We start from the raw sequence: 25,452 nt of genomic DNA, 5'->3' as shown, positions 1-25,452 counted from the left end.
CTCAGTCCTGGTAGGAGAGCTTCTCGAGTTCGGTGTCGAAGTCGAACCAGTCGCTCTCGCTGCCGGCCGGGATGACCTCGTACGTCGTGTCCAGGAAGGCGGCGAGCTCCTTCGCGGGCGCCTCGAGCACGGCGGCGCCGTCCGGGGAGGTCAGCTCGACGATGACCAGCTCCGGGTTGCCGGCGGGGCCGATGCGCACGTCACCGTCGCCGCAGCGGGCGAGCAGGCCGTCGGCGAGCAGGTCGCGCCCGAACAGCCACCGGACGGCGTTCGCACCCGCGTGGAGCACGACGGCGACCGCGTACGGGTCGCGGGTGTCGTACTCGAGCTCGGCCGGCACCGGCTTCGGCTCCGCCCCGAAGGTGCGGAGGGCGAAGTCGACGCTGGTGCTGGTCAGGCTGTGCGGCTCGGCCATGGGGTGGCCCCTCACGTCTCGTCGGTTCTGTCGATCTTGCTCTGGAGATAACCCATAGTGAGGTCAATGCCTTCTCAATGCGAAAGCGTTTCACTCCATAGGGGGACCGAGAAGTGCTAAAGGTCACCGTGAGCGCGAACAAACGGGCAACGCGCAGCCCCGAACGTGAAGGATTCGTCGCGACTTTCACGAAGCGGCCGGACCGGACCGAGTCCGCGACACCAGGCCTTCGGAGCCGCTGACCGGACGGATGGGTCCGGCTGCCGAACTTGCCCCGTCCGGGTGGGACACGCCACCTCATCGCCGCACAGACCAGTCCGCCGCGCCCGCCGGTCGCGAATCCCTCGCAGATGCCGGAGGGCGTCGTGGGTGACGTGGAGGTTGCCGGGGATGGGTGAGCGTGGGCGGCTGCGGCTGCATACGGACGAGGCTCCGGTGACCGTGGCCAGTGCCGAGGAGCTGCTGCAGCGGGTCGGGGCCGGGGACGAGAGCGCTTTTTCGGCGCTCTACGACCTCATCGCCGGTCCGGTGCTGGGTCTGGCGATGCGCGTGCTGCGCAACCACGCCCAGGCCGAGGAAGTGGCGCAGGAGGTACTGGTGGAGGTGTGGCGCAAGGCCACGAGGTTCGCCCCGGAGCGCGGCAGCGCGCTGTCGTGGGTGCTGATGATCGCCCACCGCCGGGCCGTCGACCGCGTGCGCTCCCACCAGGCCGTGCTCGACCGCGAGGACAAGGTCGGCCGGATGGACGTGCAACGGCCGTTCGACGAGGTCACCGAGTCCACCATGGCCAGCCTGGACCAGGAGCGGGTGCGCCAGTGCCTGTCCGCGCTGACCGACCTGCAGCGCGAGTCCATCGTGCTGGCCTACTACAACGGCTACACCTACCCGGAAGTGGCCGAGGTGCTGAAGGTGGCACCCGGCACCGTCAAGACCCGGATCCGGGACGGGCTCATCCGGCTGCGCGACTGCTTGGGGGTGGAACGATGACTGCCGAACTGCACACGCTGACCGGCGCTTACGCGCTCGACGCGGTGTCCGATGCGGAACGTGCCGAGTTCGAACGGCACCTCGGGGAGTGCGCCGCCTGCCGCCAAGAGGTCGAAGAGCTGCGGGCCACCGGCTCGCGGCTCGCCGTCGCCGTGGCGGTCGACCCGCCGGCGGAGCTGCGGGCCCGCGTGCTGGCCGAGGTGGCCCGGACCCGGCAGGTGCCGCCCAAGGTGACCGCCATCGGCGCCGCGTCCGGCCGGGCGCGGACCTGGCAGGTGCGCGTCGCGCTGCTCGGCGCCGCCGCCGCGGCCGTCGTGGCGGTCGCGTTCGGCGTGCACACCGCCTCCAGCGACCGGCAGCTCGACACCGCCCAGCAGGAACAGGCGTCGCTCAACTCGGTGCTGACCGCGCCGGACGCCTCGACGCTCAAGGGCTCCGGCCAGAGCGGCGCCACGCTCGTGGTGTCGCGCGGCCAAGGCAAGGCCGTCCTGCTCGCCTCCGGGTTCCCGGCGCTCGACGCGGGCCACGCCTACCAGGTGTGGTTCACCGGCACCGACGGCACGCGGTCGGCGGGGCTGATGCAACCCGAGTCGCCGCACCAGATGCGCCCGATGCTCGCCGCGATCCCGCCGGGCACCGACCACATCGGGATCACCGTCGAGCCCGCGGGCGGTTCCGCGGGGCCGACGACCGCGCCGGTCAGCACGATTTCCCTTTCTTGACCGGTTTCGCCGAAACGCCGGCAGGGTGACACAGCTTCGCTTTCACCGCACAGTGAGCCGTGTCACCCGATCGGACCCAATCCGTTTTCACCGCAGCCCCGAATGACCCACAACAAACAGTTCCGAGTGAACTGTCCAAGCCGCTTAATGGAGTGATTTTTCGTGCGTAACCTTCGTATTGCCGGTATCGGTCTGACGGCGGCCGCCGCGCTCACCCTGACCGCGTGCAGCGGCAGCGACACCGCGTCGTCGGGCAGCTCCAGCGCCCCGGCCCCGTCGTCCTCGATGGCCGCCCCGTCCTCCAGCGCCGACGCCGGTGCTTCCGATGGCATGACGACCAACGCCGACGTCTTCGGTCCGGCCTGTTCGCAGCTGCCGCAGGGCTCCGCGCCCGGCTCGCTGGACTCGATGGGCCCGCAGCCCGTCGCTTCCGCCGCCTCGACGAACCCGCTGCTGACCAAGCTGGTCGCCGCGGTCAAGGCCACCAACCTGGTCGACACCCTCAACAGCGCCCCCGCCATCACCGTGTTCGCGCCGGCCGACCCGGCCTTCGCGGCGCTGGGTGACGCGAAGTTCAACGAGCTGGCGGGCAAGCCGGCCGAGCTGTCGCCGATCCTGCAGTACCACGTCGTCGGCAAGCGTTACGACGCCAAGGGCCTCGCGTCCGCCGGCACGCTCGACTCGCTGAACGCCGCCGGTGGGCCGCTGAAGATCGAGGGCACCGGTGACAACATGACCGTCAACGGCGCGAAGATCCTCTGTGGCAACATCCCCACCAAGAACGCCACCGTCTTCGTGATCGACAAGGTGCTGACCCCGGGCACCAACAAGTAAGCATTCTCCGGATCAGTCCACAGTGGTCTCATCGAGGCCACTGTGGGCTTTCCGCGTCTCAGGGGTGCCGGCCGAGCTCCGGCCCGAGCTTCGTCGCGATGTCCGTGAGGATCTGGACGTAGTCCTCGTGCTCGAAGGTGAACGGCAGCGCGAACGCGACCTCGTCGATTTCCCGGAACGCGGCGTGGGCGTGCAGCCGCTCGGCGATTTCCGCGGAAGTGCCGACGAAATCGGGGGAAAACAGCATTCGCGCCGGGCCCTGCGGGGTTTCTGTGCGCGGCAGCCGTTTCGCGGCGAACGCTTCGTATTTGGCGCGCTGTTCCGGCGTGGCGCTGTCGGTCGGGACGACGACGAGCCCCTGCGAGACCCGCGCGTTCTCGCCGTCGGGGTGGGCGGCGCGGAAGGTCCGGATGTGGGACAGCTGGATGTCCGCGAAGTCGTCGGCCTCTTCGGCCTTGACGACGCTGCTGGTCAGGAAGTTCATCCGGTGCTTGCCGGCCCACTCCGCCGAGCGCAGGCTCGCGCCGCCGTACCAGAGGCGGTCGCCGAGCCCGGGCGCCTGCGGCTGGACGCGGTCGGAGAACACCTCGAAGCCCGCGGTGCCGCTGAACTCCGTCGCCGGCTCGCCGCGCACGAAGCCGAGCAGTCGCTGGACGCGCTCGTAACCGAAGTCCTCGACGTCCGCGGTGTCCGGGTAGAGGGCCGGCTTGACCTCGTCCCAGCGCATCGGCGGCCCGACGCTCAGGCCCGGGTTGAGCCGCCCGCCCGAGAGCAGGTCGACCGTGGCGAGGTCCTCGGCCAGCCGCAGCGGGTTCTCCCAGCCCAGCGGGATCACGGCGGTGCCGAGGTGGATCCGGCTGGTGCGCTGCGACGCCGCGGCCAGCACGGCGACCGGCGACGAGATGCCGTACTGCAGGTGGCGGTGGCGCACCCAGGCGCTGTCGAAGCCGAGCTGTTCCCCGAGCTCGATGATCTCGAGGGTCGATTCGTGGCCGCGGCGCGGGTCGGCCGCGTCGAACAGGCCGATGGTCAGGAAGCCGAGCTTCCGCAGGGGTCGCGACACCGGTGTTCCTCCACGATCCGGGACGGGATGACGCTCTCGATTCTGCCCCTCGGACGCCGTCGTCCCACCTGATGAACGTTTGGACCAAGTGCGGCTACGTCCGGCTCAGGTCTCGAGGAGGCGGTCCAAGCCGTCGAGGATGAGGTCCAGACCGAACTCGAACTCTTCCTGATCGTCGCACCAGCCCAGCGTCGAGTCCGGGTCGTCGTGGGCTATCTCGCTCAGCATGCCCACCAGGTTGGGCAGCTGGCCGGCCAGGTCCGCGGGGGTGCTGTCACCGCTCTCGGACGGGTCGAACAGCTCCTGGTTGAAGCCGAGCGCGCGGCTGCCCAGGGCGTGCAGCGAGTGGTGGACCAGGTCGTACGAGAAACCGCCCGCACGCATCAGGCCGACCAGGGCGTCGTAGTAACGCAGGACCGCCAGGCTCGTCGACGAGCGCGTTTCGAACAGTGCCGGTGCCCAGCGGTGGCGGAGGAACACCTCGCGCGCCGCCAGGATTCGTTGGCGCACCGCGGCTTTCCAGCCTGGAGCGGAGATGTTCGCGACGGCTTCGTTGATCTCCCGGGCCACCGCGTCGACGATGCCGTCGAGCACGTCTTCCTTCTTGGCCACGTGGTAGTAGAGCGACATCGCCTCGGCACCCAGCTCCTCCGCGAGACGGCGCATCGTGAGCGCGCGCAGGCCGTGCTCGTCCGCGAGTTCGACCGCCGCGCGCAGCACGCGCTCGCGGCTCAGCGGGGTCCGCGGTGCGGGGACGGCGTCGGTGGCCACCCGCAAGATCGTACAAGGTAAGGCTGGCGATCATGTGCCTTACAGCGTACGGTCGCCTTACAACGTACGACTTACGTTGTAAGAGCCGGGGAGACGCTATGAAAGCGCTGGTCCTGCACGCGTACGGCCCGCCCGAGCACCTGAGTTTCGAGGACGTCGCCGAGCCGGTGCCCGCCGCCGGTGAGGTGCTGGTCCGGGTGCTTGCCACCTCCGTGAACCCCTACGACTGGCACTACATGCGCGGCGAGCCGCGGATCGCGCGCCTGATGCCCGGCGGCCCGCGACGGCCACGCGCCGTGATCCTCGGCTGCGACCTGGCGGGCCGGGTCGAGGCGGTCGGCGAAGGTGTGACGGCGTTCCGGCCCGGCGACGACGTCTACGCGCTGCTGCCGCACGGGGCATACGCCGAGTACGTCACCGTTCCCGAAGACCTGCTCGCCCCGAAACCCGCGAACCTGTCCCACGCGCAGGCGGCGGCGATGCCGATGGCGGCCGTCACCGCGCTGGTCGCCCTGAGCGGGGTGGAACGCGGGCACCGCGTCCTGGTCAACGGCGCTTCCGGCGGGGTCGGCACCTTCGCCGTCCAGCTGGCCAAGGCGCTCGGCGCGCGGGTCGACGCCGTCTGCGGCGCGGCCAACGCCGACCTCGCCCGCTCGCTCGGCGCTACCGAGGTGACCGACTACCGCGAAGACGACTTCACCCGCGGCGGCCGCACCTACGACGTTCTCCTGGACATCGCGGGCAGCCGATCGCTTCCGGCCTGCCGGCGGCTGCTGTCCCGGACGGGCCGGTTCGTCGCCGTCGGCGGCCCGGCCGGGCGCTGGGTGCAGCCGGCCGGCCACGTGTTCGGTGCGCTGGCCGCCGGGCCCTTCACCGGACGGAAGGTCGTGCTCGCGGACGCGGTGGCCTGCCGCGACAAGAAGGCGGTCCTGAGCAGGCTGGCCGGGTACGCCGAGTCCGGCGCCCTCACGCCGGTGATCGATCGGAGTTACCCGTTCGGCGACCTCCGCGAGGCGATTGCGTACCAGGAAGCGGGGCACGCCAAGGGAAAGGTCGTCATAACCCGGTGATCGCCGTGTGTTCGTCGGGGCTCAGGACGAGGTCCGCGGCGGCCAGGTTCTCCCGCACGTGTGCGATGGACGTCGTGCCGGGGATCGGCAGGACGGCGGGGGAGCGGCCGAGCAGCCAGGCCAGCGCGACCTGCGAGACGGTCGCGCCGTGCCGCGTGGCGATGGGCTCGAGCACGCGGCGGACCGCGGCCGGCCCGGCGGTGTCCGTCGGCGCTCCCGGGACGGACAGCGACACCGGCTGCCACGGGACGAAGACCGCGCCGGCCTCGGTGGCGGCGTCCAGCAGCGGTTGCTCGTGACGGTCCGCGACGTTGTAGTGCGCGGTGACGGCGGCGACGTCGACGATGCTCTGCGCGGTGCGGAGCTGATCGAGCGTCACGTTCGACAGGCCGATGTCGCCGATCACGCCCTCCTCCCGCAGCTCGGCGAGGGTGCCGACCTGCTCCTCGAACGACGCGTCCCGCGCCCAGCCGCTGTGCAGGTAGTAGAGGTCGATCCGCTCGACGCCGAGACGCCGCGCGCTCAGCTTCGCGGACTGGCGGAGGTACTGGCGGTGGCCGAGCGCGGCGATCGTCGAGATCTCCGGGCCGCTGCGGACGAACCCGCCCTTGGTCGCGATCCGCAGGTGCTCCGGGTACGGGTGGAGCGCGTCGCGGATCAGCAGCTCGTTGGTGTGCGGGCCGTAGACGTCGGCGGTGTCGATCAGCGTCACGCCGGCGTCGGCGACCTGGCGTAGCAGCTCGACGCCGCCCTCGCGGTCGGGGTAGTCGCCCCAGTGGCCCGGCCCGGTGAGCCGCATCGCGCCGTAACCGATTCGTGGAGTGGTCATGACCCCACCGTCGGCCGGCCGCGGGCGCCGGACCAGGGAGGGTGCTGCCTATGCACGCGCGTACCAGGCAGCCGGGCGCCGACCGGCGGACACTGGAGGGATGGATGGCACCGAACTGGGCGAGTTCCTGCGGGCCCGCCGCGCCGCGCTCGACCCGCGCCGGGCGGGGCTGCCCGACGACGGCCGGCCGCGGCGGGTGCCCGGCCTGCGGCGGGAGGAACTGGCCCAGCTCGCGCACGTGAGCACGGACTACGTGATCCGGCTGGAGCAGGGCCGCACCCGGCGGGTGTCCCGCACGATCCTGGACGCGCTCGCGGACGCCCTCCGGCTGGCCCCGGACGAGCGCGCGTACCTGTTCACCCTCGCCGACGTCGCGCCGCGCACCTCGCCCCGGCCGCCCACGGCGGATCGGGTCGCGGGCCCGTTGCGGCGGCTGCTCGACGGCATGCCCGACATCCCGGCGCTGGTGCTGAACCGCCGGCAGGACGTGCTGGCGTGGAACCGCGCGGCCGTCGCCCTGCTGATCGACTTCGGCGCGCTGGCGCCGGCCGAGCGCAACCTGATCCGGCTGACGTTCCTCGACGCCGGTTACCGCTCCCGCTACGCGGACTGGCCGCGGGCGGCGCGCGCGTGCGTCGAGGTGCTGCGCATGGAGGCCGGCCGGGACCCCGCCGACCCGGTGCTGGCCGCGCTGGTCGGCGAGCTGGTGCTGAAGGACGCGGAGTTCCGGTCGTGGTGGAGCAGCCACCAGGTGCGCGGGCCGCGGGAGCTGACCAAGACCTACGTGCACCCGGTGGCGGGCGCGGTCACCTTGGACGTCCAGCAGTTCTCGGTGGAGACGCACCCGGGCCAGCGGCTGGTGGCCTACACCGCCGAGCCCGGGTCCGACTCGGAATCCGCGTTGCGGTTCCTGTTGCAGTGGGCCACCGAGCCCGCGCGGCGGTGAAGCGCGGGCCCGGCGGACCGGTCAGCCGGCGTGCGGGCAGTTGCCCCGGTAGTCGGAGATCGTCGTGCTGGTGCCCGGGATCGGGCAGAGGAACTGCTCGTACCGGGTGTCGTCGTCGATGAACCGCTTGAGCCACGACAGCGTGTACTTTGCGATCGTCGTGTTCGCCGAGTTCGGCGCGAAGTGGCTGGCACCGCGCAGTTCCAGGTACGCCTTGTCCAAAGAGGACGGCAGGCTCGTGTAGAACGGGATCGAGTGCGACGCCACCGGCGCGACGGTGTCCGCCTGGGCCCCGACGACCAGCGTCGGCACCCGCACGGTCGACCAGCTCTTCGTCAGGTTCCAGCCGGTCAGCGGGATGGCCGCCTGCAGGGACGGCCGTGAGCGCGCCGCCTCCAGGGTGCCGCCGCCGCCCATCGAGTGCCCGACGACGCCGAGCCTGCTGCTGTCGATCCGCGACCGCACCGAGCTCTGCTGGGTCAGGTAGTCCAAAGAGGACAGCAGCTGCCTGCCCCGGCTGTCGGGCTGATCGCTCGTGGTCAGCGTGTCGATGGTGAACACCACGAACCCCTGCGACGCGAGCCGCGGGCCCAGCCAGGAGATGCTCGACTGGGTGGCCGTGAAGCCGGGGGCGATCGAGATCGCGCCGAACGTGCCGGCGGTCGTGCTGGTCGGGTAGTAGATGGTGCCGCCGCCGAAGCCGGAGACGGCCAGCCGGGACACCGTGGTGGTGCCGGTCGCGAAGCTGCCGCGGCTGGCTTCGATGCTGGACGTGGTCGGTGCCGGACCCCGTTCGTAGGGGTTCGCGGCGGCCGGGGCCGGCGCGACGACACCGGTGGTCAGCGCCAGCGCGGCCACCACGACACCGGCGGTCTTGCTGCGCCAGCCGAGGCGGCGGGTCTTCTCACCCGAGCCAGACGACGTCGGCGGGCTGGTGAGTACGGACATGGATCGCTCTCTTTCCCCGGGCAGGCGAAAGTGCGCCCGGATACGGACGGCGGATCGATGGAACCGTTGCACGGCAGGGGAACGCATGCCGCGTGCGAGGAGGCGGAGTGAGCCGCTCCCGTCGCCCCATGAAACACTTCGGCTAAATGTTCCACAACGGCCGAACGGGTGAGGAATTGTCCGGTTGTTGGTGAATGAGCGCCCGGCCTAGGCGGTGTCCTGTGGGTCTGCTCGATGGGCTTCGTGATCCAGGTGGTTCCTGGCGGCGCGGGCGGGGCGCCCTCGTACCGGGGTTGTACTCGGGCGATCCGCCCGTGCCGTCAGGGGCCGCCTGGGCGCGAAGACCGCGAGCTTTGACTCGCAGGACACCGCCTAGCGCTCCAGGGCGCCTTGGACGAGCTTGTCGAGCAGCGTCGTCGCCACCGCCAGGTCGACCGCGCGCGCGGCCAGGACGTCCGAGTAGAGGAACGACTCGCCCAGGCGGACCACGGCGAACGCCAGGTCGGGCAGCGGGACCAGCGGGGTGAGCTCGGCGGCCTCGGCGTCGGCGCGGAACAGGTCGACGTGCGCGTCGACCAGGGCGGGCTGGACGCCGCCGCGCGGGTCGGTCAGGACCCGCAGCGCGACCGTCGACTCGGTCGCGAACAGCTTGCGCATGCCCTCGTTGCCGGCGACCTCGCGGCGGTACTCCTCCATCACCCACAGGCAGCGCAGCCGCCCGTCCGGGCCGCGGACGTCGTCGCCGTGCTTCGCGTGCCAGCGCTCCAGCGCCTGCTGCCAGGTGCGGTCGGACAGCAGCAGGAGCCCGGCGCCCATCAGGTCGTCGCGGTTGCCGACGCGGCGGAAGAACGTCGTGCGCGAGATCCCCAGCTCGGCGGCCATCCGGCCGAGGTCGAGGCGGGTGCCGGCGAACAGCAGCCGGGCCGCGTGCCGGACGATGTCGTCGGTCGAGACAGTCACCGGGCGCAGCCTAGTACCCGCCCGGATCCCCCTGAGCGCAGGGAATTCCCCGCAGGTCGCCGACGGTTACGTTGAAGTGCGTGGCGCTCCGTGGTTACGGTGGTGGGAGTTCCCGATCAAGGAGTACGTCGTGCGCGTCGACATCTGGTCCGATCTCGTCTGCCCGTGGTGCTACCTCGGCAAGCGCCGGTTCGAGCAGGCCGTGGCCGAGCTCGGCGTGGACGTCGAGGTGGTGCACCACTCGTTCCAGCTCGACCCGTCGTTCCCGCGCGGGACGTCGCGGCCGACGCGCGAGCTCCTCTCGGAGAAGTACGGCCGGACGCTCGAAGAGGCCGACGAGATGGAGGCGCAGATGGAACAGCGCGCCGCGGCCGACGGGCTCGAGTACCACCTCGACGGTGTCCACATGGGAAACACCGTCGACGGGCACCGGCTGGTCCACCTCGCCGCCGATCGCGGCCTGGCCGACGAGGTCGTCGACCGCTTCTACCGCGCGCACTTCACCGAGCGGCGGTCGCTGTTCGACCGCGACTCGCTGGTCGAGCTGGCCGCCGAAGCCGGCCTGGACGCCGACGAGGCCCGCGCCGTGCTGGCGTCCGGCGCCTACGAAGCGGAAGTCGAGGCGGACGGCGAGCAGGCGCGGGCCCTCGGGGCGACCGGCGTGCCGTTCTTCGTGATCGACAGCCGGTTCGGCGTCGCCGGCGCGCAGACACCCGAGGTGTTCACCCAGGTGCTGCGCCGGGCTCTGGAGCCCGCGGCGGGCTAGCGGCGGGTCAGCGGCGACGACGGCTCCGGCTGAAGCGCGAGCGGTCGGTGGCGACACCGGCCAGGTGCAGCGCGACGCACAGGAGCCCGGCGGTGGTCAGGGTGCTCGTGGTGATGACCGGGCCGAGGCTGAACCCGGCGAGCTCCATGATCAGGGCGATCCCGAACAGCACTGCGGCGACGATGGCGAGCATGACGTCCTCGTTTCCTTGGTGGACACCGCTGAATGGTCCACACCACTACGGCATTTGCGTTACCGGGCAACAAAATCGCCGTCCGGCTGGTGGCCAGTAGTTCCCCCTGGGACGCGGGGTGAAACCGGCTATTCCGGCGGCGGTGCCGTGCTGGCGCGCACGACCAGTTCGGTCGGGACGGTCACCGGCGCGCCCGCTTCGACGTCCGCCGCGATCTCGGCGAGCAGGGCCGCCACCGCGTGACGGCCGACCGCCTCGAACGACTGGCGGATCGTCGTCAACGGCGGCCAGAAGTGGGCGGACTCGTCCATGTCGTCGAAGCCCACGACGCTCACCTCGCCCGGCACGCTCCGGCCGGCTTCGTGCAACGCGCGCAGCAGGCCGAGCGCCATCTGGTCGTTCGCCGCGAACACCGCCGTCACCGCCGGGTCCGTGGCGAGCCACCGGCCCGCGCGGTAGCCCGACTCGGGGGACCAGTCGCCGGTCAACGCCGGCGGCACCTCACGCCCGGCCCGCTCCAAGGTGGCCTGCCACGACTTCCGGCGCCGCTCGGCCGCGTACGACTGCGGCGGGCCCGCGATGTGCCAGACCGTGCGGTGCCCGAGGTCGAGCAGGTGCCGGGTCGCGGTCGCCGCGCCGTCGGCCTGGTCGGTGTCGACGACCGGGTAGTCGTAGCGGGCGCTGGAGTCGATCACCACGACCGGGAGGCCGTGCGGCAGCTCGATCTCGCTCTGGTCGAGCTGGTGCTGCTCGATGAGGATGACGACGCCGTCGACGGCCTGCTCGTTCAGCTTGCTGAACGCGCCGGTGACCTCGCCCTGCGTCGGGCGCGTCACCGGCATCAGGATGATCGAGAACCCCTCCGCGACGACCGCCGCCGCGATGGCGTCGAGCGTGCGGCTGTTCCCGAAGGTCGGCAGCGCCGAGATGATCACGCCGATGCTGCGGAACGTCCCGTTGCGCAGCGCGCGGGCCGCGCTGTTGGGCCGGTAGCCGATCCGGCGCATCGCGGCCAGGACGCGCTCGCGCGTGGCGTCGTCGACGTTCGTCCGGCCGTTCGCCACCCGCGAGACCGTCTGGCCCGAGACACCGGCCTCGCGGGCCACGTCCGCCATCGACGGTCCACGGCGGGCGGGTGCAGCCGACACAGGTACTCCTCGATCTCCTGGACATGTTTACGTCAACACGTTACCCTCCCGATCGTCCATGTTGACGTAAACATCAGCACGAACCGCCGGAGGGACGATGACGTCCACAGTGGCTTCACTGCCCCGCAGGTCTCGGCGGCAGTGGCGTGGCTGGCTCTTCGTCGCCCCGTTCATGGTCGTGTTCGCGCTGACGTTCCTCGCGCCGATCATCTACGCGTTCGGCCTCAGCCTCTTCCGCGACCAGGCCTTCTTCGGCGGGACGACGTTCGTCGGCGCCGCCAACTACGCCGACGTGCTCGCCGACGCGAAGTTCTGGGCGTCCTTCCTGCGGGTGCTGCTGTTCCTCGCCGTCCAGGTGCCGGTGATGCTGCTGCTCGCGCTGGTCGCGGCGCTGGCGATCGACAGTGCCCGGCTGCACGCGGCCGGGTTCTTCCGGATCGTGATCTTCCTGCCCTACGCCGTGCCCGCGGTGGTCGCCGCGCTGATGTGGGGCTTCATCTACGGCGACCACTTCGGACTGGCCGCGGACCTGAACCACCTGCTCGGGCGCGACGTCGTGAAACCGCTGTCGGACCACTGGATGCTCGCCTCGATCGGCAACGTCGTCACGTGGGAGTTCGTGGGTTACAACATGCTCATCTTCTACTCCGCGCTGAAGGTGATCCCGAAGGAGCTGTTCGAGGCGGCGGCGATCGACGGCGCGGGCGCGTTCCGCACCATCGCGAGCATCAAGCTCCCGGCGTTGCGGGGCGCGATCGTGATCGCCACGATCTTCTCGATCATCGGCAGCTTCCAGCTGTTCAACGAGCCGAACATCATGCGGACGCTGGCGCCCAACGTGATCGGCACGTTCTACACGCCGAACATGTACGCCTACAACCTCTCCTTCGGCGGCCAGCAGTACAACTACTCCGCCACGGTCGCGATCGTGATGGGTGCGATCACCGCCGTCATCGCCTACGTCGTCCAGCTGCGCGGCGCCCGGAAGGGGATGTGATGACGGCAGTTTCCGTGACGCGGCCGCGGCGTTCCCGCGTGCTCACCACGGTCATGGCGCTGTACCTGCTCTACACCCTCGTCCCGCTGGTGTGGCTGGTGATCAACGCGACCAAGACGCAGGCCGCGCTGTTCACCAGTTCGGGTCTGTCGTTCGGCGGCCCGTTCGCATTGTTCGACAACATCGGGCAGACGTTCACCTACGACAACGGTATCTTCCTGCGCTGGCTGGGGAACACGCTGCTCTACGTCGGCGCCGGGGCCGGCGGCGCGACGATCCTCGCCACCGCGGCGGGGTACGGGATGGCCAAGTACCGTTTCCCCGGCCGCAAGGCGGTGTTCGCCGTCGTCCTCGGCGCGGTGGCCGTGCCCGGGACGGCGCTCGCCGTGCCGACGTTCCTGATGTTCAGCAAGCTCGGGCTGACCAACACCCCGCTGGCCATCATCATCCCGTCGCTGATCAGCCCGTTCGGGCTTTACCTGATCTGGGTGTACGCCGCCGAAGCCATCCCCGACGAGCTGATGGAGGCGGCGCGGATCGACGGCGCGGGGGAGCTCCGGATCTTCTTCACCGTGACGCTGCGCCAGCTGATCCCCGGCGTGGTGACCGTCGCGCTGTTCACCATGGTGTCCACCTGGAACAACTACTTCCTGCCCTTGATCATGCTCAGCGAGCCGAAGTGGTACCCGCTGACCGTCGGGCTGAACCAGTGGAGCGCGCAGGCCTCCGGCGCCGGCGCGCAGCCGGTGTTCAACCTGGTGCTCACCGGCTCACTGCTCACGATCATCCCGCTCGTCGTCGCTTTCCTGCTCCTGCAACGCTTCTGGCAGTCCGGGCTCAGTGCGGGCAGCGTCAAGCAATAAACCGTCACACCGTCGTGAAGGGACACTCGATGTCACGCACCCGTAGTCGCGCCAAGGCGTTCGGCGCCGTCGCGCTGGCCGCACTGCTGGCCGTCGGCTGCTCGTCCGGAAGCTCGTCCGGGCCGGCCGGCGCCACCGGTACCCAGGACTCCGTCGACGCCGCGCTGAAGGCCGGCGGCGAGATCACCTACTGGAGCTGGACGCCGTCGGCGAAGGACCAGGTCGCGGCGTTCGAGAAGGAGTTCCCGAACGTCAAGGTCAACTACGTCAACGCGGGCACGAACAAGGACGAGTACACCAAGCTGCAGAACGCGATCAAGGCCGGCTCCGGCGCCCCGGACGTCGCGCAGGTCGAGTACTACGCGCTGCCGCAGTTCGCGCTGACCGACTCGCTCGCCGACCTCGGCCAGTTCGGCTTCCAGGCGTTCGAAAAGGACTACAGCGCGTCGACCTGGGCCCAGGTGAAGAACGACAACGGGCTCTACGGCCTGCCGCAGGACTCCGGCCCGATGGCGTTGTTCTACAACAAGGAGGTCTTCGACAAAAACGGCATCACCGTGCCGAAGACCTGGGAGGAGTACGTCGCCGCGGCGAAGAAGCTGCACGCGGCCGACCCGACGAAGTACATCACCTCCGACACCGGTGACCCCGGCTTCGCGCTGAGCATGATCTGGCAGGCGGGCGGGCACCCGTTCACCACCGACGGCCGGAACGTGAAGATCAACCTGGCGGACGCGGGCGCGAAGAAGTGGACCGCGCTGTGGGACCAGCTGATCGCGGGCAAGCTGCTCGCGCCGGTCAAGGAGTGGTCCGACGACTGGTTCCGCGCGCTCGGCGACGGCACCGTCTCCTCGCTGGTCACCGGGGCCTGGATGCCCGGCAACTTCAAGTCCTCGGTCCCCGGCGGCGTCGGCAAGTGGGCGGTGGCGCCGATGCCGACCTACGACGGGCAGCCGGTCACCGCGGAGAACGGCGGCAGCACGCAGTCGGTGCTCAAGCAGAGCAAGAACCCGGCGCTGGGCGCGGCGTTCGTGCGCTGGCTCAACCACGGCAACGGCGTCAAGCCGTTCATCGAGAGCGGCGGTTTCCCGGCCACCACGGCGGACCTGACCTCGCCCGCGTTCGTCGACGAGGCCGTGCCGTACTTCGGTGGCCAGAAGGTCAACCAGGTGCTGACGCAGGCGTCGAAGGACGTCGCGAAAGGCTGGACGTACCTGCCCTACCAGACCTACGCGAACAGCGTCTTCACCGACACCGTCGGCCAGGCCTACCTCAACGGCACGAGCCTCGAGGCCGGGCTGGCCGCGTGGCAGAAGGCGCTGGTCGACTACGGCAACCAGCAGGGCTTCACGGTCACCGCGGGATGAGCGTCCGGATCGAAGGTGACGTCCGCGAGGCTGTCGGTCCGGTCCCGCGTCGCCTCTTCGGCTCGTTCGTCGAGCACCTGGGCCGGGCCGTTTACACCGGGATCCACGAACCGGGACACTCCACTTCGGACAGCCGTGGCTTCCGTGGCGACGTCCTGGAATTGGTCCGGGAGCTGGGCCCGACGGTGGTGCGCTACCCCGGCGGGAACTTCGTCTCGGCCTACCGCTGGGAGGACGGCGTCGGGCCCGACCGGCCGGTCCGGCTCGATCCCGCGTGGCACAGCGTCGAATCGAACCGGTTCGGGCTGCACGAGTTCGCGGCGTGGGCCGAAGCCGCGGACGTCGAGGTGATGTACGCGGTCAACCTCGGCACCCGCGGGATCTCCGAGGCCGCCGACGTCCTGGAGTACTGCAACCACCCCGGCGGCACCGAGCTGAGCGAGCGGCGGCGCGCGAACGGCGCCGACCGCCCGTTCGGCTTCCGGCTGTGGTGCCTGGGCAACGAGATGGACGGCCCCTGGCAGATCGGGCACAAGACGGCCGACGAGTACGGCCGGCTGGCCGCCGAGACCGCGCGGCTCATGCGGATGATCGACCCGGACGTCGAGCTGGTGGTCGCGGGCAGCTCCCACGCCGACATGCCGACGTTCGGCTCGTGGGAACGCACGGTGCTGCGCCACACCGCCGGGCTGGTCGACCACATCTCGCTGCACGCCTACTACCAGGAGCTCGACGGCGACACCGACAGCTACCTCGCGAGCGCGTCGGCGCTGGACGCCTACATCCGGACGGCGGCCGGGATCATCGACGAGGTCGGGAGTCCCGTCGGGATCAGCGTCGACGAGTGGAACGTCTGGGACCTGCGCCGCTGGACCGAGACCGACCAGCCGCGGCTCGTCGCCGGGGGCTGGCGAGAGCATCCGCCGCTGCTCGAAGACACGTTCACCCACACCGACGCGGTGGTCGTCGGCTCGCTGCTGGGTTCGTTGCTGCGCAACGTCGACCGCGTCACCATGGCCAGCCAGGCGCAGCTGGTGAACGCCATCGCGCCGATCCGCACCGAGCCCGGCGGTCCGGCTTGGCGGCAGCCGACGTTCCACCCGTTCCGGCTGGTCTCGTCGTTGGCCCGGGGCGTGAGCCTGCGGTTGTCCGTCGGGGGCGACCGGATCCGCACCGCCCAGCACGGCGAGGTCGATCTTGTCGACGTCGCCGCGACTCTTGACGGGGCCGCCGGTGCGGTGTTCCTGACCAATCGCGCCACGAAGACGAGCACCGACGTCGAGATCCGGCTCCGCGGCGGGAGGTTCGCGGTCGCCGCCGCCGAGACCCTCGGCGCCGCGGGCCCGGTGCCGCTGCCCGGCCCGGGAGCGACGTCCGACGCGAAGGGAACCGTCATCACCGCGACGCTGCCGCCCCTGTCCTGGACCGTGCTCCGGCTGGCGGGCGCGGATGCCTGAGTTCGCCATCGGGGACACGGACTTCCTGCTCGACGGCCGGCCGTTCCGGATCCTGTCCGGCGCCCTGCACTACTTCCGGGTGCACCCGGACCTGTGGGCCGACCGGATCGACAAGGCGCGGCGGATGGGGCTCAACACCATCGAGACGTACGTGCCGTGGAACGCGCACGCGCCCGAGCCCGGCACCTTCGACGTCACCGGCGGCCTCGACCTCGACCGGTTCCTGCGCCTGGTCGCCGCCGCCGGGATGTACGCGATCGTCCGGCCCGGCCCGTACATCTGCGCGGAGTGGGACAACGGCGGGCTGCCGGCGTGGCTGTTCCGGGACCCCGCGGTGGGCGTGCGCCGGTTCGAGCCGCGGTACCTCGCGGCCGTGCGCGAGTACCTGACGCGGGTGTTCGAAGTCGTTGCGCCGCACCAGATCGACCGCGGCGGGCCGGTGCTGCTCGTCCAGGTCGAGAACGAGTACGGCGCGTTCGGCGACGACAAGCGGTACCTGAAGGCGCTGGCCGAGTACACCCGCGAGGCGGGTGTCACGGTGCCACTGACCACAGTGGACCAGCCGGACATGCTCGAAGCGGGCGGCCTGGACGGGCTGCACCGGACCGCGTCGTTCGGTTCCGGCGCGGCGGCCCGGCTGGCGGTCCTGCGCGCGCACCAGCCGACCGGGCCGCTGATGTGCGCCGAGTTCTGGAACGGCTGGTTCGACGACTGGGGCACCCACCACCACACGACGTCCGCCCCGGACGCGGCGGCCGAGCTCGACGCGCTGCTCGCCGCGGGCGCGTCGGTCAACCTCTACATGTTTCACGGCGGCACCAACTTCGGCCTCACCAGCGGCGCCAACGACAAGGGCGTCTACCGGCCGATCGTCACGTCGTACGACTACGACGCGCCGCTCGACGAAGCCGGCGACCCGACGCCGAAGTACCACGCGTTCCGGGACGTGATCGCCCGCTACCACGACGTTCCGGACGCGGCACCGCCCCCGGCGCGGGCCGCCCCGACGCCGTCGGCGGCGCTGGGTGACCCGGTGTTCCTGCTCGACGCCCCGGAGCGCTGGGGCACGTGGCAGTGGTGCGAAGAGCTGCCGGTGTTCGACGAGCTGTCCCCGGTGCCGCGGCTGGCGCTGCTGCGGACCTGGGTCGACGGGCCGGGGGTGCTGGTGTTCGGCGAGGTCCGCGACCGGGCGACGGTGTTCCTGGACGGCGTCCGCGTCGGCACGCTGCTGCGGGAGCACCACGACCGCGCGGTGCGGCTGCCGGCGTCGGGGAAGCTGCTGGTGCTGGTGGAGGACCAGGGCCGCGTCGACTACGGCCCGCGGATCGGCGAGCCGAAGGGCATCGTCGGCGGCGCCTCGGTGGCCGGTTCGCCGGTGCTGGGCTGGGAAGTGCTGCCGATCGACCTGGCCGCGCTGCCGGGCTCTTCGGAGCCGTCCGCTCAGGTTGCGGGTCCGGTGGCCGGGCCGGTGCTGCTGCGCGCGTCCTTCGACGTCCCCGCGCCGGCCGACCTGTTCCTGGACACGGCCGGGTGGGGCAAGGGAATGGTGTGGTGCAACGGTTTCCTGCTCGGCCGGTACTGGCGGCGCGGGCCGCAGCGGACGCTGTACGTGCCACGCCCGGTGGTCCGGAGCGGGGCCAACGAACTCGCGGTCCTCGAGCTGGACACGCTGCTGGACCCGGCAGTCCGGTTTGTGCCGCGCCCGCTGCTGGGACACACCGAGGCCTGAGCGGCGCCCGAGTACCGGCGGGCTGTTCGTCCGGGTCGCCGCCGCCGACGTCGGGCGACCAGCCGTGGTGGTTCTCCTGTTCGGCCATGACGGCCTCCTCGATCACCGCAGCGCAGTCACGCGTCAGGTACCGCGGGCCGGCTGCTCCATGCCGGCGCCAGGCCGAACGCCGGGACCAGCGCCGGGTCGTTGAACGCCGTGATGCGCGCGATCCGGTCGCCGGCGAGCGTCAGCACCTGGACGCCGTGGGCCTCGAAGCCGCTCCCTGTCCTGGCGTACTCCACCAGCGCCGGCTGGCCGTTGGCGCGCGTCGGGACCAGGTGCCAGCGGCCCTCGCGCAGCACCCGGCTCGCGAGGAACCCGACGACCGCGTCCCGGCCGGTGAACCACGTCGGGATTGGGGGCATCTCCAGCTCGACGTCGGCGCGCAGCAGCGTCACCAGCGCGCCGGGGTCGGCGCGGACGAACGCGTCGACGTAGCTGTCGAGCAGCGTCCGGCGGGCGGGTTCACCGGGCTCGGCGAGGTCGTCTTCGGCCAGCGCCGCCTCGGCGAGCCGGGTGCGGGCACGGCGCAGCGCGCTGTCGACGGCGTCGGTCGTCGTGTCGAGGATGCCGGCGACGTCGGCGGCCGGGAACGCCAGCACGTCGCGCAGGGTCAGCACGGCCCGCTGCCGGGCGGGCAGCAGTTGCAACGCGGCGATGAACGCCAGCCGCACGCCGGCCCGGCCCGCGGTGATCGCCGCCGGGTCGAGCAGCGCGTCCGGCACCGGCTGCAGCCACGGCACCGACGGTTCCGCGTCCGCGACGGGCACCCGGTGGTCGTCGGCCGGCGCGCCCAGGCCCGACGGCAGCGGCCGCCGGGCCCGGGTCGCCAACGCCGTCAGGCAGGCCGTGGTCGCGATCTTGTACAGCCACCGCCGCACCGAGGACCGGCCTTCGAACCGGCCGAACCCGCGCCACGCCCGCAGGTAGGTCTCCTGCACGAGGTCCTCGGCGTCGTGGATCGAGCCGAGCAGGCGGTAGCAGTGCGCGAGCAGCTCCGGCCGGAACGGCTCGGTCTCCGCGGCGAAGTCGGTCATGGTCCCGTCCACGTTAGAGCGCGCGCAGCCCGGAACCGTCGACCTGGTACTCGGCGGCGCTTCCGGCGTCCGAAGCGACGTCGAGGACGGCTTTGGCGACCTGCTCCGGCGTCAGGACCGGCTGCAGGCCCTCGATGAAGGCGTCGCGGTCGACGCCGGCACGCGCGGCGTAGCCGGTGACGCCCGCCGCGCCGACACCCGCGGTGGGCGTCAGCTGCGGCAGCAACGTGACGAACCGCAGGCCCAGCGCGGCGCGGTCCGACTCGCCGGCGGCGTACCCGCGCAGGTACCGGACCGCGGCCTTCGCGCTGGCGTACCCGCCGCTGAGCGGCGACCCGCCGAGGGCGGCCCCGCTCGACATCGACACGACGACCCCGCCGGGCGCGAGGGGTTCCCGCAGCGCGGCGCGCGTCCAGGCGAAGACGTGCCGGGTGTCGACGTGCCAGTTGCGGCTGAAGGTCTCCCAGGTCTGTTCGTGGATCGGCGCCATGGGCGGCACGGCCCCGGCGTTGAGCACGAGCAGCGCCGGCCGGTGCTCGTGGATGACGTCTCGCGCGAGCGCGTCCTCGGTCGCGTCGGCGGCGACGGGCACGAAGCGCTCGCCGAGCTCGTCCCGGGCCGCGTCGAGGTCGGCTTCGCTGCGTGCGATGCCGACGACGGTGTGGCCGTCGGCGACGAGCGCGGCGGCGATCGCGCGCCCGAAGCCGCGGCCGGCTCCGGTGACGACGGCGGTCTTACTGGAGTGGGACATCAGGCCCTCCGGGGGTGGTGCGGTGCGGTCGGGATCAAGACCGGCAGGAGCGCCGGAAACCGTCGCGACAACGACGTGAGCTGGGTCACAGTTGAATCCGGGACGGCGGCCCGATCCAATGGCGTGGTGACCTCTTCGCTGCTCCTGCGCAACGCCCGCCTGCTCGACCCGCTGACGGGGGAGTACACCGAAGGGGACCTGCGGTGCGCCGACGGCCGGATCGCCGAGGCCGGGCCGGGGCCGGCCGCCGCCGACGTGCGGACGCTCGACCTGCGCGGCGCCGTCGTGCTGCCCGGGCTGATCGACGCGCACGTGCACGTCGCCGCGTCGACCGCGGACCTCGGCTCGCTGCCGGCGCAGTCACCGGCCTACGCGGCGGCTCAGGCCGCGCGCATCATGAGCGCGATGCTCGACCGCGGTTTCACCACGGTCCGCGACGTCGCGGGCGCCGACTACGGCCTCGCCGACGCGCAGGCGGAGGGGCTGTTCCGCGGGCCGCGGCTGCTGTTCTGCGGCAAGGCGCTGAGCCAGACCGGCGGGCACGGCGACAGCCGCACCCGCGGCACCCACGTCCGGGACGACCACCCGTGCTGCGCGGGCCTCAACCGGATCGCCGACGGCGTCGACGCGGTCCGCGTCGCGGCGCGCGACGAGCTGCGCAAGGGCGCCCACCACCTCAAGGTGATGGCCTCGGGCGGCGTCGCGTCTCCGACCGACCGCATCGACTCGACGCAGTACTCGGCCGACGAACTGCGCGCGATCGTCGAGGAGGCGGAGGCGGCGAACCGGTACGTCGCCGCGCACGCGTACACCGCCCGCGCCGTCAACCGGGCGCTGGAGCTGGGCGTCCGCTCGATCGAACACGGCAACCTCCTCGACGACCGCAGTGTCGAGCTGTTCGTTTCGCAGGACGCGTACCTCGTGCCGACGCTCGTGACGTACTGGGCCCTGAAGGAGGAAGGCCGCGAGCACGGCCTGCCGGAATCGAGCTGGCGCAAGGTGGACGAGGTCCTCGACGCGGGCCTGGCCGCCCTGGACCGCGCGGCCCGCGGCGGCGTCAAGCTGGTCTACGGCACCGACCTCCTGGGCGGCATGCACCGCCACCAGAACCACGAGTTCCGCCTGCGAGCCGAAGTCCAGTCACCCCTGGAGGTGATCCGCGCGGCAACGTCGACGGCGGCGGACCTGCTGAACTTGACGGGCGAGATCGGCACCCTGGCCATCGGCGCGCACGCGGACCTCGTGGTGGTGGACGGCGACCCGCTCGCCGACATCGGGGTGCTGACCCGGCCGTTCCGGCACGTGGTGCAGGGCGGGGCAGTGGTGGCCTAGACCCAGTTCCGCACGCTCGGCGCGTAGCCCTCGGGCTTGTCGCCGACCTTCAGGCCGGGCGTGACGATCCAGCTCTGGTAGTCCGGGGTGAACATCTGGTAGACCGACGCCGGCGGGAGCGCGCTCGCCTTGTCGAGGAGTGTGCGCAGCTCGGCGGGGATCTCGAAGTCGAGGGCGGCCATGCTGGCGCCGAGCTGATCGGCGCTGCTGGCGCCGACGATCGCGGACGCGATGCCCGGCTGGGTGGCGACCCAGTTGAGCGCGACCTGGGCCATCGTCACGCCGAGCTTGCCCGCGACCTCTTCCAGGGGCTTGAGCAGCTGCCAGTCGCGGTCGGTCCAGGTCTGGGCGTCCGGGTCGGCGAACCGGCCTTCGGTCCCGGTGCGGTATTTGCCGGTGAGGAAACCGCCGGCCAGCGGGCTCCACGCCGTGACGCCGAGGCCGAGTGTCTGGCCCAGCGGGACGTGCTCGGTCTCGATCTGGCGCTGGACCAGGGAGTACGGCAGCTGCAGGTTGATCACGGGTGTGAGCGCGTTCGCCTCGGCGTAGGTCTGGGCGCGCGAGGCGTACCAGGCGGGCACGTCTGAGAGGCCGGCGTAACGGATCTTGCCCGCGCGGACGAGGTCGTCGAACGTGCGCATGACCTCCTCGACCGGGGTGAGCCGGTCCCAGGTGTGCAGAAGGAAGAGGTCGACGTAGTCGGTGCCGAGCCGGCGTAGCGACGCCTCGAGGGCGCGGATCATGTGCTTGCGCCCGTTGCCGCCCGCGTTCGGGTCGCCGTCCGCGACGCTGTTGGTGAACTTGGTGGTGAGTACGACTTTGTCGCGGACGTTCGCCTCGGCGATGAGCTTGCCGAGGATGGTTTCGCTCTCGCCGGCGGTGTAGAAGTCGGCGGTGTCGATGAAGTTGCCACCGCCGTCGAGGTAACGGCGGAAGATCGGGCGGGCCTCGTCCTCGGTCTTCCCGTAGGCGGCGTGGAAGCCGCCGGTGCCGAAGTTCATCGTCCCCAACGCGAGCCGGCTGACGCGCAGCCCCGAGCGGCCGAGGAGGTAGTACTGGTCGAGTGCCATGGGAAGTGCTCCTGTGCAACGGAAATCTGGTGGACTCCTCCAGGGTGCCGAGAGTTTTTTGGACCGGCAAGTCCAGTCATCGGCCGCACGTCGGCCTGGACGTGGACCGGTTCTGAGGTCTGCCGCGGCTCGTCGTGAGTGGTAATTCGGGTTAGAACCCGAATTACCACTCACGACCTTCCGGCGTCGCGCGGCCCTCCGGGGCAGACGTCATCGGGGTTCGTTGTGGACCGGCGAGTCAGGCGAGTTCGGCCGAGACGACCGTCGGGAGTTCGCGCAGGCGGTCGAGCAAGCGGTCCGTCTCCTCGTCCGGGAGCAGGAGCGCGCAGGCCAGTGAACTCTCGCGGACGCCGTCGCGGATGTCGACCGAGAGTTCGTGGATCATGCTTGTCTGCTGGGTGAGGGTGCCGACCAGGGCGGGGATTCCCGCGGCGCCGCCGGTGAAGTACGTGGCGATGCGGCGGCGGACCAGCAGGGAACTGGCGAAAGACGTGGGGGCCATGACGGATCTCCGGAAGTCGGGTTCTCAGGGGATCCGGGCCAGGCCCCGGGGGCAAAACATGGGTCGTCAGCGCTGCGCGCCGGCGACCTGGTTCAGCCGGCGCGCCGGGTTACGAGTCGCGAGGACGTCATCAGGCGCTGCACGGCGACAGGCTAACACGGACTCACCCGTTCGCCGGGAAATGCGGGTCCACCAGGGCCGCGAGGTGGTCGTCGAGCAGGTCGGCCTGCCGATCCGGTGGGAACGCCCGCGGGTCGAACAGTGCTTGGACGACCAGGCCGAGCGTGAACGCGAGCGCGCCCGCGGCGATGCGCTCGGGGTCGCCGGGGCGCAGCTCGCCTAGGCGTTGCGCCTCGATGACGAGGTCGCGCAGGCGGTCGCGGCTCTCGCCGTACTTCCGTGCGTACGCGACGCTCAACGCCGGGTCGGCCAGCGCGGTGTCCCAGGAGGACACCCAGATCCGGTTGCCCGTGATCGCGTCGGCGGTCAGCGGCAGGATGTCCAGGAGCCTCGCGCGCACCGCGGCGAGGCCCGGGCCGGTCGTCCGGCGGGCGCGGGTGCTCGTGCGCTCGTCCAGCAGGTCGAGCGCGTGCGCGAGCAGCTCCTGTTTGCCGCTGAAGTAGTGGGTGAGCAGGCCGGTGGTGGCGCCCAGTTCGGCCGCGACGGCGCGCATCGTCAGGCCGCCGAACCCGTGCGCGGTCAGGACGCGCCAGACCGCCTCGGAGACGTCGCGGCGGCGGGCTTCATGGTCTCCCTTGGGGCGCGGCACGCGTGTTAGCATAACAGTCGTTGTGTGAATGGGGGCAGCTGTGTTCTTCAGACCGTTGACGGAAAACGCCCGGCTCGAGCCGCTGGAGCCGTGGCAGGCCGAGGAGTTCGCCGGGCACCTCGAGCGGGCGCGCGAGCACATCCGGCCGTGGGTCGGGCCGGCGTTCGTCACCGACGACGTCGAGGGCGCGCGGGCGACCCTGCGCCGGTACGCCGAGCGCCAGGCCACGGGCGGCGGCCGGCTCCTCGGAATCCGGCTCGACGGCGCGCTGGTCGGCGGCGTGATGTTCGTGGAGTTCGACGCGGGCGCAGGCTCGTGCGAGATCGGTTGCTGGCTGGAACCGGGCGCCGAGGGCCACGGCCTGGTGACGCGGGCGTGCGAGGTCCTGCTCGACTGGGCGTTCACCACCCGCGGCCTGCACCGCGTGGAGTGGCGCTGCCGCGCGGACAACGTCCGCAGCTCGGCGGTGGCCGAACGCCTCGGCATGGTCCGCGAAGGCGTCCTGCGCGAGTACTGGCCGTACGACGGCGCCCGCTACGACAAGGAAATCTGGGCCATCCTCGCCCCGGACTGGGCCGACCGAACGTCGTGAGGGGCACCTTCAGGGCTTATACGTCCCTGAAGGTGCCCCTCACGGCAGGTCAGGCGCCGGTGGCGGCCTTCAGGTCCGCGGCGCGGGCGGTGCTCTCCCACGGGAGGTTCAGCTCCGGACGGCCGAAGTGGCCGTACGCGGCGGTCGGAGCGTAGATCGGGCGCAGCAAATCCAGATCACGGATGATCGCCGCGGGACGCAGGTCGAAGACCTCGGTGATGGCCTGCTGGATCTTCGACGGGTCCACCGTCTCCGTCCCGAACGTCTCCACGAACAACCCCACCGGGGCCGCCTTGCCGATCGCGTACGCGACCTGCACCTCGGTCCGCGTCGCCAGGCCGGCGGCAACGACGTTCTTCGCCACCCACCGCATCGCGTACGCGGCGGAACGGTCGACCTTCGACGGGTCCTTGCCCGAGAACGCGCCACCACCGTGACGGGCCATGCCGCCGTAGGTGTCGACGATGATCTTGCGACCGGTCAGCCCGGCGTCACCCATCGGACCACCGATCACGAACCGGCCCGTGGGGTTGACCAGCAGCCGCGCGCCGGACGTGTCGATCCCGAGGTCCGCCAGCTCCGGCTCGACGACGTGGTCCTTCACGTCGACGCCCAGCATGCGGTCGAGGTCGATGCCGTCCGCGTGCTGCGACGAGACCACGACCGTGTCCAGCCGGACGGGCCGATCGCCCGCGTACTCGATGGTCACCTGCGTCTTGCCGTCGGGACGCAGGTACGGCAGCACGCCGTCGTTCCGGACCGCGGTCAAGCGACGGGAAAGCCGATGAGCGAGGGCGATCGGCAAGGGCATCAGCTCCGGGGTGTCGGAGCACGCGTAACCGAACATCAGGCCCTGGTCACCCGCACCCTGGCGGTTGATCTCGTCCTCATCCGACTCCACGCGGGACTCGTAGGCGGTGTCGACGCCCTGGGCGATGTCGGCCGACTGCGACCCGATCGCCACGTTGACGCCACACGAGTTGCCGTCGAACCCCTTCGCCGACGAGTCGTACCCGATCCGCAGGATCACATCCCGCACGATCGTCGGGATGTCGGCGTAGGCCTCGGTCGTCACCTCACCGGCGACGTGGACCTGCCCAGTGGTGATCAGGGTCTCGACCGCGACGCGGCTGCGCGGGTCCTTCGACAGCAGCCCGTCCAGGATCGAGTCGCTGATGGCGTCGCAAATCTTGTCGGGGTGCCCTTCGGTCACCGACTCCGAGGTGAACAACCTGCTGCCGGACATGACGGGTCCTCGCTTCCGTGGAGTTTCGTCGGGAGTTTTCGTCGGG

Annotated in this window: 27 protein-coding genes; 13 read left to right on the top strand and 14 right to left on the bottom strand. The window is 71.3% G+C overall.

Annotated features, from left to right (window positions below; translation table 11 throughout):
- Position 1: 1 nt before the first annotated feature.
- On the bottom strand, positions 2-415 hold the full coding sequence (locus tag OG439_RS28560; protein WP_247056575.1) for an SsgA family sporulation/cell division regulator: 414 nt from the start codon (positions 413-415) through the stop codon (positions 2-4).
- Between the two features lie 390 nt (positions 416-805).
- Here OG439_RS28560 and sigK point away from each other — a divergent pair, with 390 nt between their 5' ends.
- The 3 genes from sigK (at position 806) to OG439_RS28545 (ending at position 2,958) form a co-directional block, all read left to right on the top strand.
- Entirely contained in the window at positions 806-1,402 is a 597-nt protein-coding gene (gene sigK, locus OG439_RS28555) for an ECF RNA polymerase sigma factor SigK (protein WP_247056573.1), read from the top strand.
- The gene (locus OG439_RS28550) at positions 1,399-2,124 is read left to right on the top strand and encodes an anti-sigma factor (RefSeq protein WP_326943894.1); all 726 of its coding nucleotides are present in this window, start codon (positions 1,399-1,401) and stop codon (positions 2,122-2,124) included. The genes sigK and OG439_RS28550 overlap by 4 nt, the downstream gene beginning before the upstream one ends.
- Positions 2,125-2,286: 162 nt before the next feature.
- On the top strand, positions 2,287-2,958 hold the full coding sequence (locus OG439_RS28545) for a fasciclin domain-containing protein (protein WP_326943893.1): 672 nt from the start codon (positions 2,287-2,289) through the stop codon (positions 2,956-2,958).
- A 58-nt stretch (positions 2,959-3,016) separates the two neighbouring features.
- Here OG439_RS28545 and OG439_RS28540 read toward each other — a convergent pair whose 3' ends face one another.
- Complete coding sequence (locus OG439_RS28540) at positions 3,017-4,021, bottom strand: LLM class flavin-dependent oxidoreductase (RefSeq protein WP_326943892.1); 1,005 nt, start codon at positions 4,019-4,021, stop codon at positions 3,017-3,019.
- Positions 4,022-4,126: 105 nt separating this feature from the next.
- Positions 4,127-4,792, bottom strand: a complete 666-nt coding sequence (locus OG439_RS28535) for a TetR/AcrR family transcriptional regulator C-terminal domain-containing protein (protein ID WP_326943891.1) — start codon at positions 4,790-4,792, stop codon at positions 4,127-4,129.
- A gap of 98 nt (positions 4,793-4,890) precedes the next feature.
- Here OG439_RS28535 and OG439_RS28530 point away from each other — a divergent pair, with 98 nt between their 5' ends.
- Positions 4,891-5,862 carry an NAD(P)-dependent alcohol dehydrogenase gene (locus OG439_RS28530; RefSeq protein ID WP_326943890.1) on the top strand — a complete coding sequence of 324 codons (972 nt, stop codon included), beginning with the start codon at positions 4,891-4,893 and terminating at the stop codon, positions 5,860-5,862.
- Here OG439_RS28530 and OG439_RS28525 read toward each other — a convergent pair.
- Positions 5,849-6,691, bottom strand: a complete 843-nt coding sequence (locus OG439_RS28525) for an aldo/keto reductase (RefSeq protein ID WP_326943889.1) — start codon at positions 6,689-6,691, stop codon at positions 5,849-5,851. The genes OG439_RS28530 and OG439_RS28525 overlap by 14 nt on opposite strands.
- Positions 6,692-6,791: 100 nt before the next feature.
- Between OG439_RS28525 and OG439_RS28520 the strand changes: the two genes are divergently transcribed.
- Positions 6,792-7,637 carry a helix-turn-helix transcriptional regulator gene (locus tag OG439_RS28520; RefSeq protein WP_326943888.1) on the top strand — a complete coding sequence of 282 codons (846 nt, stop codon included), beginning with the start codon at positions 6,792-6,794 and terminating at the stop codon, positions 7,635-7,637.
- A 21-nt stretch (positions 7,638-7,658) separates the two neighbouring features.
- Here OG439_RS28520 and bdeA read toward each other — a convergent pair whose 3' ends face one another.
- Together bdeA and OG439_RS28510 are read right to left on the bottom strand one after the other, a co-directional pair.
- Positions 7,659-8,585, bottom strand: a complete 927-nt coding sequence (bdeA, locus tag OG439_RS28515; RefSeq protein ID WP_326943887.1) for a bis(hydroxyethyl) terephthalate hydrolase — start codon at positions 8,583-8,585, stop codon at positions 7,659-7,661.
- 372 nt (positions 8,586-8,957) lie between these two features.
- Positions 8,958-9,545, bottom strand: coding sequence for a QsdR family transcriptional regulator (locus tag OG439_RS28510; protein WP_326943886.1), 588 nt, complete (start codon positions 9,543-9,545; stop codon positions 8,958-8,960).
- A gap of 130 nt (positions 9,546-9,675) precedes the next feature.
- Here OG439_RS28510 and OG439_RS28505 point away from each other — a divergent pair, with 130 nt between their 5' ends.
- Positions 9,676-10,311: a DsbA family oxidoreductase gene (locus OG439_RS28505; protein ID WP_442788289.1), complete on the top strand. Its 636-nt coding sequence runs from the start codon at positions 9,676-9,678 to the stop codon at positions 10,309-10,311.
- Between the two features lie 7 nt (positions 10,312-10,318).
- Here OG439_RS28505 and OG439_RS28500 read toward each other — a convergent pair whose 3' ends face one another.
- Together OG439_RS28500 and OG439_RS28495 are read right to left on the bottom strand one after the other, a co-directional pair.
- The gene (locus tag OG439_RS28500; RefSeq protein ID WP_247056556.1) at positions 10,319-10,504 is read right to left on the bottom strand and encodes a hypothetical protein; all 186 of its coding nucleotides are present in this window, start codon (positions 10,502-10,504) and stop codon (positions 10,319-10,321) included.
- 128 nt (positions 10,505-10,632) lie between these two features.
- Positions 10,633-11,619, bottom strand: a complete 987-nt coding sequence (locus tag OG439_RS28495) for a LacI family DNA-binding transcriptional regulator (RefSeq protein ID WP_326951631.1) — start codon at positions 11,617-11,619, stop codon at positions 10,633-10,635.
- Between the two features lie 205 nt (positions 11,620-11,824).
- Here OG439_RS28495 and OG439_RS28490 point away from each other — a divergent pair, with 205 nt between their 5' ends.
- From OG439_RS28490 to OG439_RS28470, 5 genes are read left to right on the top strand one after another with little or no spacing between them, the layout of a single operon-like run.
- Positions 11,825-12,649: a carbohydrate ABC transporter permease gene (locus OG439_RS28490; protein WP_326951630.1), complete on the top strand. Its 825-nt coding sequence runs from the start codon at positions 11,825-11,827 to the stop codon at positions 12,647-12,649.
- Positions 12,649-13,512 (top strand): carbohydrate ABC transporter permease, encoded by an 864-nt coding sequence (locus OG439_RS28485; protein ID WP_326943885.1) that lies wholly within the window; start codon positions 12,649-12,651, stop codon positions 13,510-13,512. Before OG439_RS28490 ends, OG439_RS28485 begins: the two co-directional genes overlap by 1 nt.
- A gap of 29 nt (positions 13,513-13,541) precedes the next feature.
- A complete protein-coding gene (locus OG439_RS28480) occupies positions 13,542-14,879 on the top strand; it encodes an ABC transporter substrate-binding protein (RefSeq protein WP_326943884.1) in 1,338 nt (445 codons plus the stop codon).
- A complete protein-coding gene (locus OG439_RS28475) occupies positions 14,876-16,336 on the top strand; it encodes an alpha-N-arabinofuranosidase (protein WP_326943883.1) in 1,461 nt (486 codons plus the stop codon). Before OG439_RS28480 ends, OG439_RS28475 begins: the two co-directional genes overlap by 4 nt.
- Positions 16,329-18,065, top strand: coding sequence for a glycoside hydrolase family 35 protein (locus OG439_RS28470; RefSeq protein ID WP_326943882.1), 1,737 nt, complete (start codon positions 16,329-16,331; stop codon positions 18,063-18,065). Before OG439_RS28475 ends, OG439_RS28470 begins: the two co-directional genes overlap by 8 nt.
- Positions 18,066-18,181: 116 nt before the next feature.
- Here the strand turns inward: OG439_RS28470 and OG439_RS28465 are convergent, their stop codons facing one another.
- Together OG439_RS28465 and OG439_RS28460 are read right to left on the bottom strand one after the other, a co-directional pair.
- Positions 18,182-19,144: a sigma-70 family RNA polymerase sigma factor gene (locus OG439_RS28465; protein WP_326943881.1), complete on the bottom strand. Its 963-nt coding sequence runs from the start codon at positions 19,142-19,144 to the stop codon at positions 18,182-18,184.
- Between the two features lie 13 nt (positions 19,145-19,157).
- Complete coding sequence (locus tag OG439_RS28460) at positions 19,158-19,895, bottom strand: SDR family oxidoreductase (protein WP_326943880.1); 738 nt, start codon at positions 19,893-19,895, stop codon at positions 19,158-19,160.
- Between the two features lie 126 nt (positions 19,896-20,021).
- Between OG439_RS28460 and OG439_RS28455 the strand changes: the two genes are divergently transcribed.
- On the top strand, positions 20,022-21,227 hold the full coding sequence (locus tag OG439_RS28455) for a metal-dependent hydrolase family protein (RefSeq protein ID WP_326943879.1): 1,206 nt from the start codon (positions 20,022-20,024) through the stop codon (positions 21,225-21,227).
- Here OG439_RS28455 and OG439_RS28450 read toward each other — a convergent pair.
- The 3 genes from OG439_RS28450 to OG439_RS28440 form a co-directional block, all read right to left on the bottom strand.
- The gene (locus OG439_RS28450; RefSeq protein WP_326943878.1) at positions 21,224-22,297 is read right to left on the bottom strand and encodes an aldo/keto reductase; all 1,074 of its coding nucleotides are present in this window, start codon (positions 22,295-22,297) and stop codon (positions 21,224-21,226) included. The genes OG439_RS28455 and OG439_RS28450 overlap by 4 nt on opposite strands.
- Before the next feature lie 238 nt (positions 22,298-22,535).
- Positions 22,536-22,799 (bottom strand): hypothetical protein, encoded by a 264-nt coding sequence (locus OG439_RS28445; RefSeq protein ID WP_326943877.1) that lies wholly within the window; start codon positions 22,797-22,799, stop codon positions 22,536-22,538.
- A 163-nt stretch (positions 22,800-22,962) separates the two neighbouring features.
- Positions 22,963-23,568, bottom strand: a complete 606-nt coding sequence (locus OG439_RS28440) for a TetR/AcrR family transcriptional regulator (RefSeq protein WP_326943876.1) — start codon at positions 23,566-23,568, stop codon at positions 22,963-22,965.
- Between the two features lie 55 nt (positions 23,569-23,623).
- Between OG439_RS28440 and OG439_RS28435 the strand changes: the two genes are divergently transcribed.
- Positions 23,624-24,160: a GNAT family N-acetyltransferase gene (locus OG439_RS28435; protein ID WP_326943875.1), complete on the top strand. Its 537-nt coding sequence runs from the start codon at positions 23,624-23,626 to the stop codon at positions 24,158-24,160.
- Positions 24,161-24,209: 49 nt separating this feature from the next.
- Here OG439_RS28435 and metK read toward each other — a convergent pair whose 3' ends face one another.
- The gene (gene metK, locus OG439_RS28430; protein ID WP_326943874.1) at positions 24,210-25,406 is read right to left on the bottom strand and encodes a methionine adenosyltransferase; all 1,197 of its coding nucleotides are present in this window, start codon (positions 25,404-25,406) and stop codon (positions 24,210-24,212) included.
- Positions 25,407-25,452: the final 46 nt, after the last annotated feature.

The sequence above is a fragment of the Amycolatopsis sp. NBC_01307 genome (assembly GCF_035975215.1).
GTDB lineage: Bacteria > Actinomycetota > Actinomycetes > Mycobacteriales > Pseudonocardiaceae > Amycolatopsis.
Note: the sequence above shows the minus strand (reverse complement) of the source record. Positions and strands in the feature narration are given on the sequence as shown.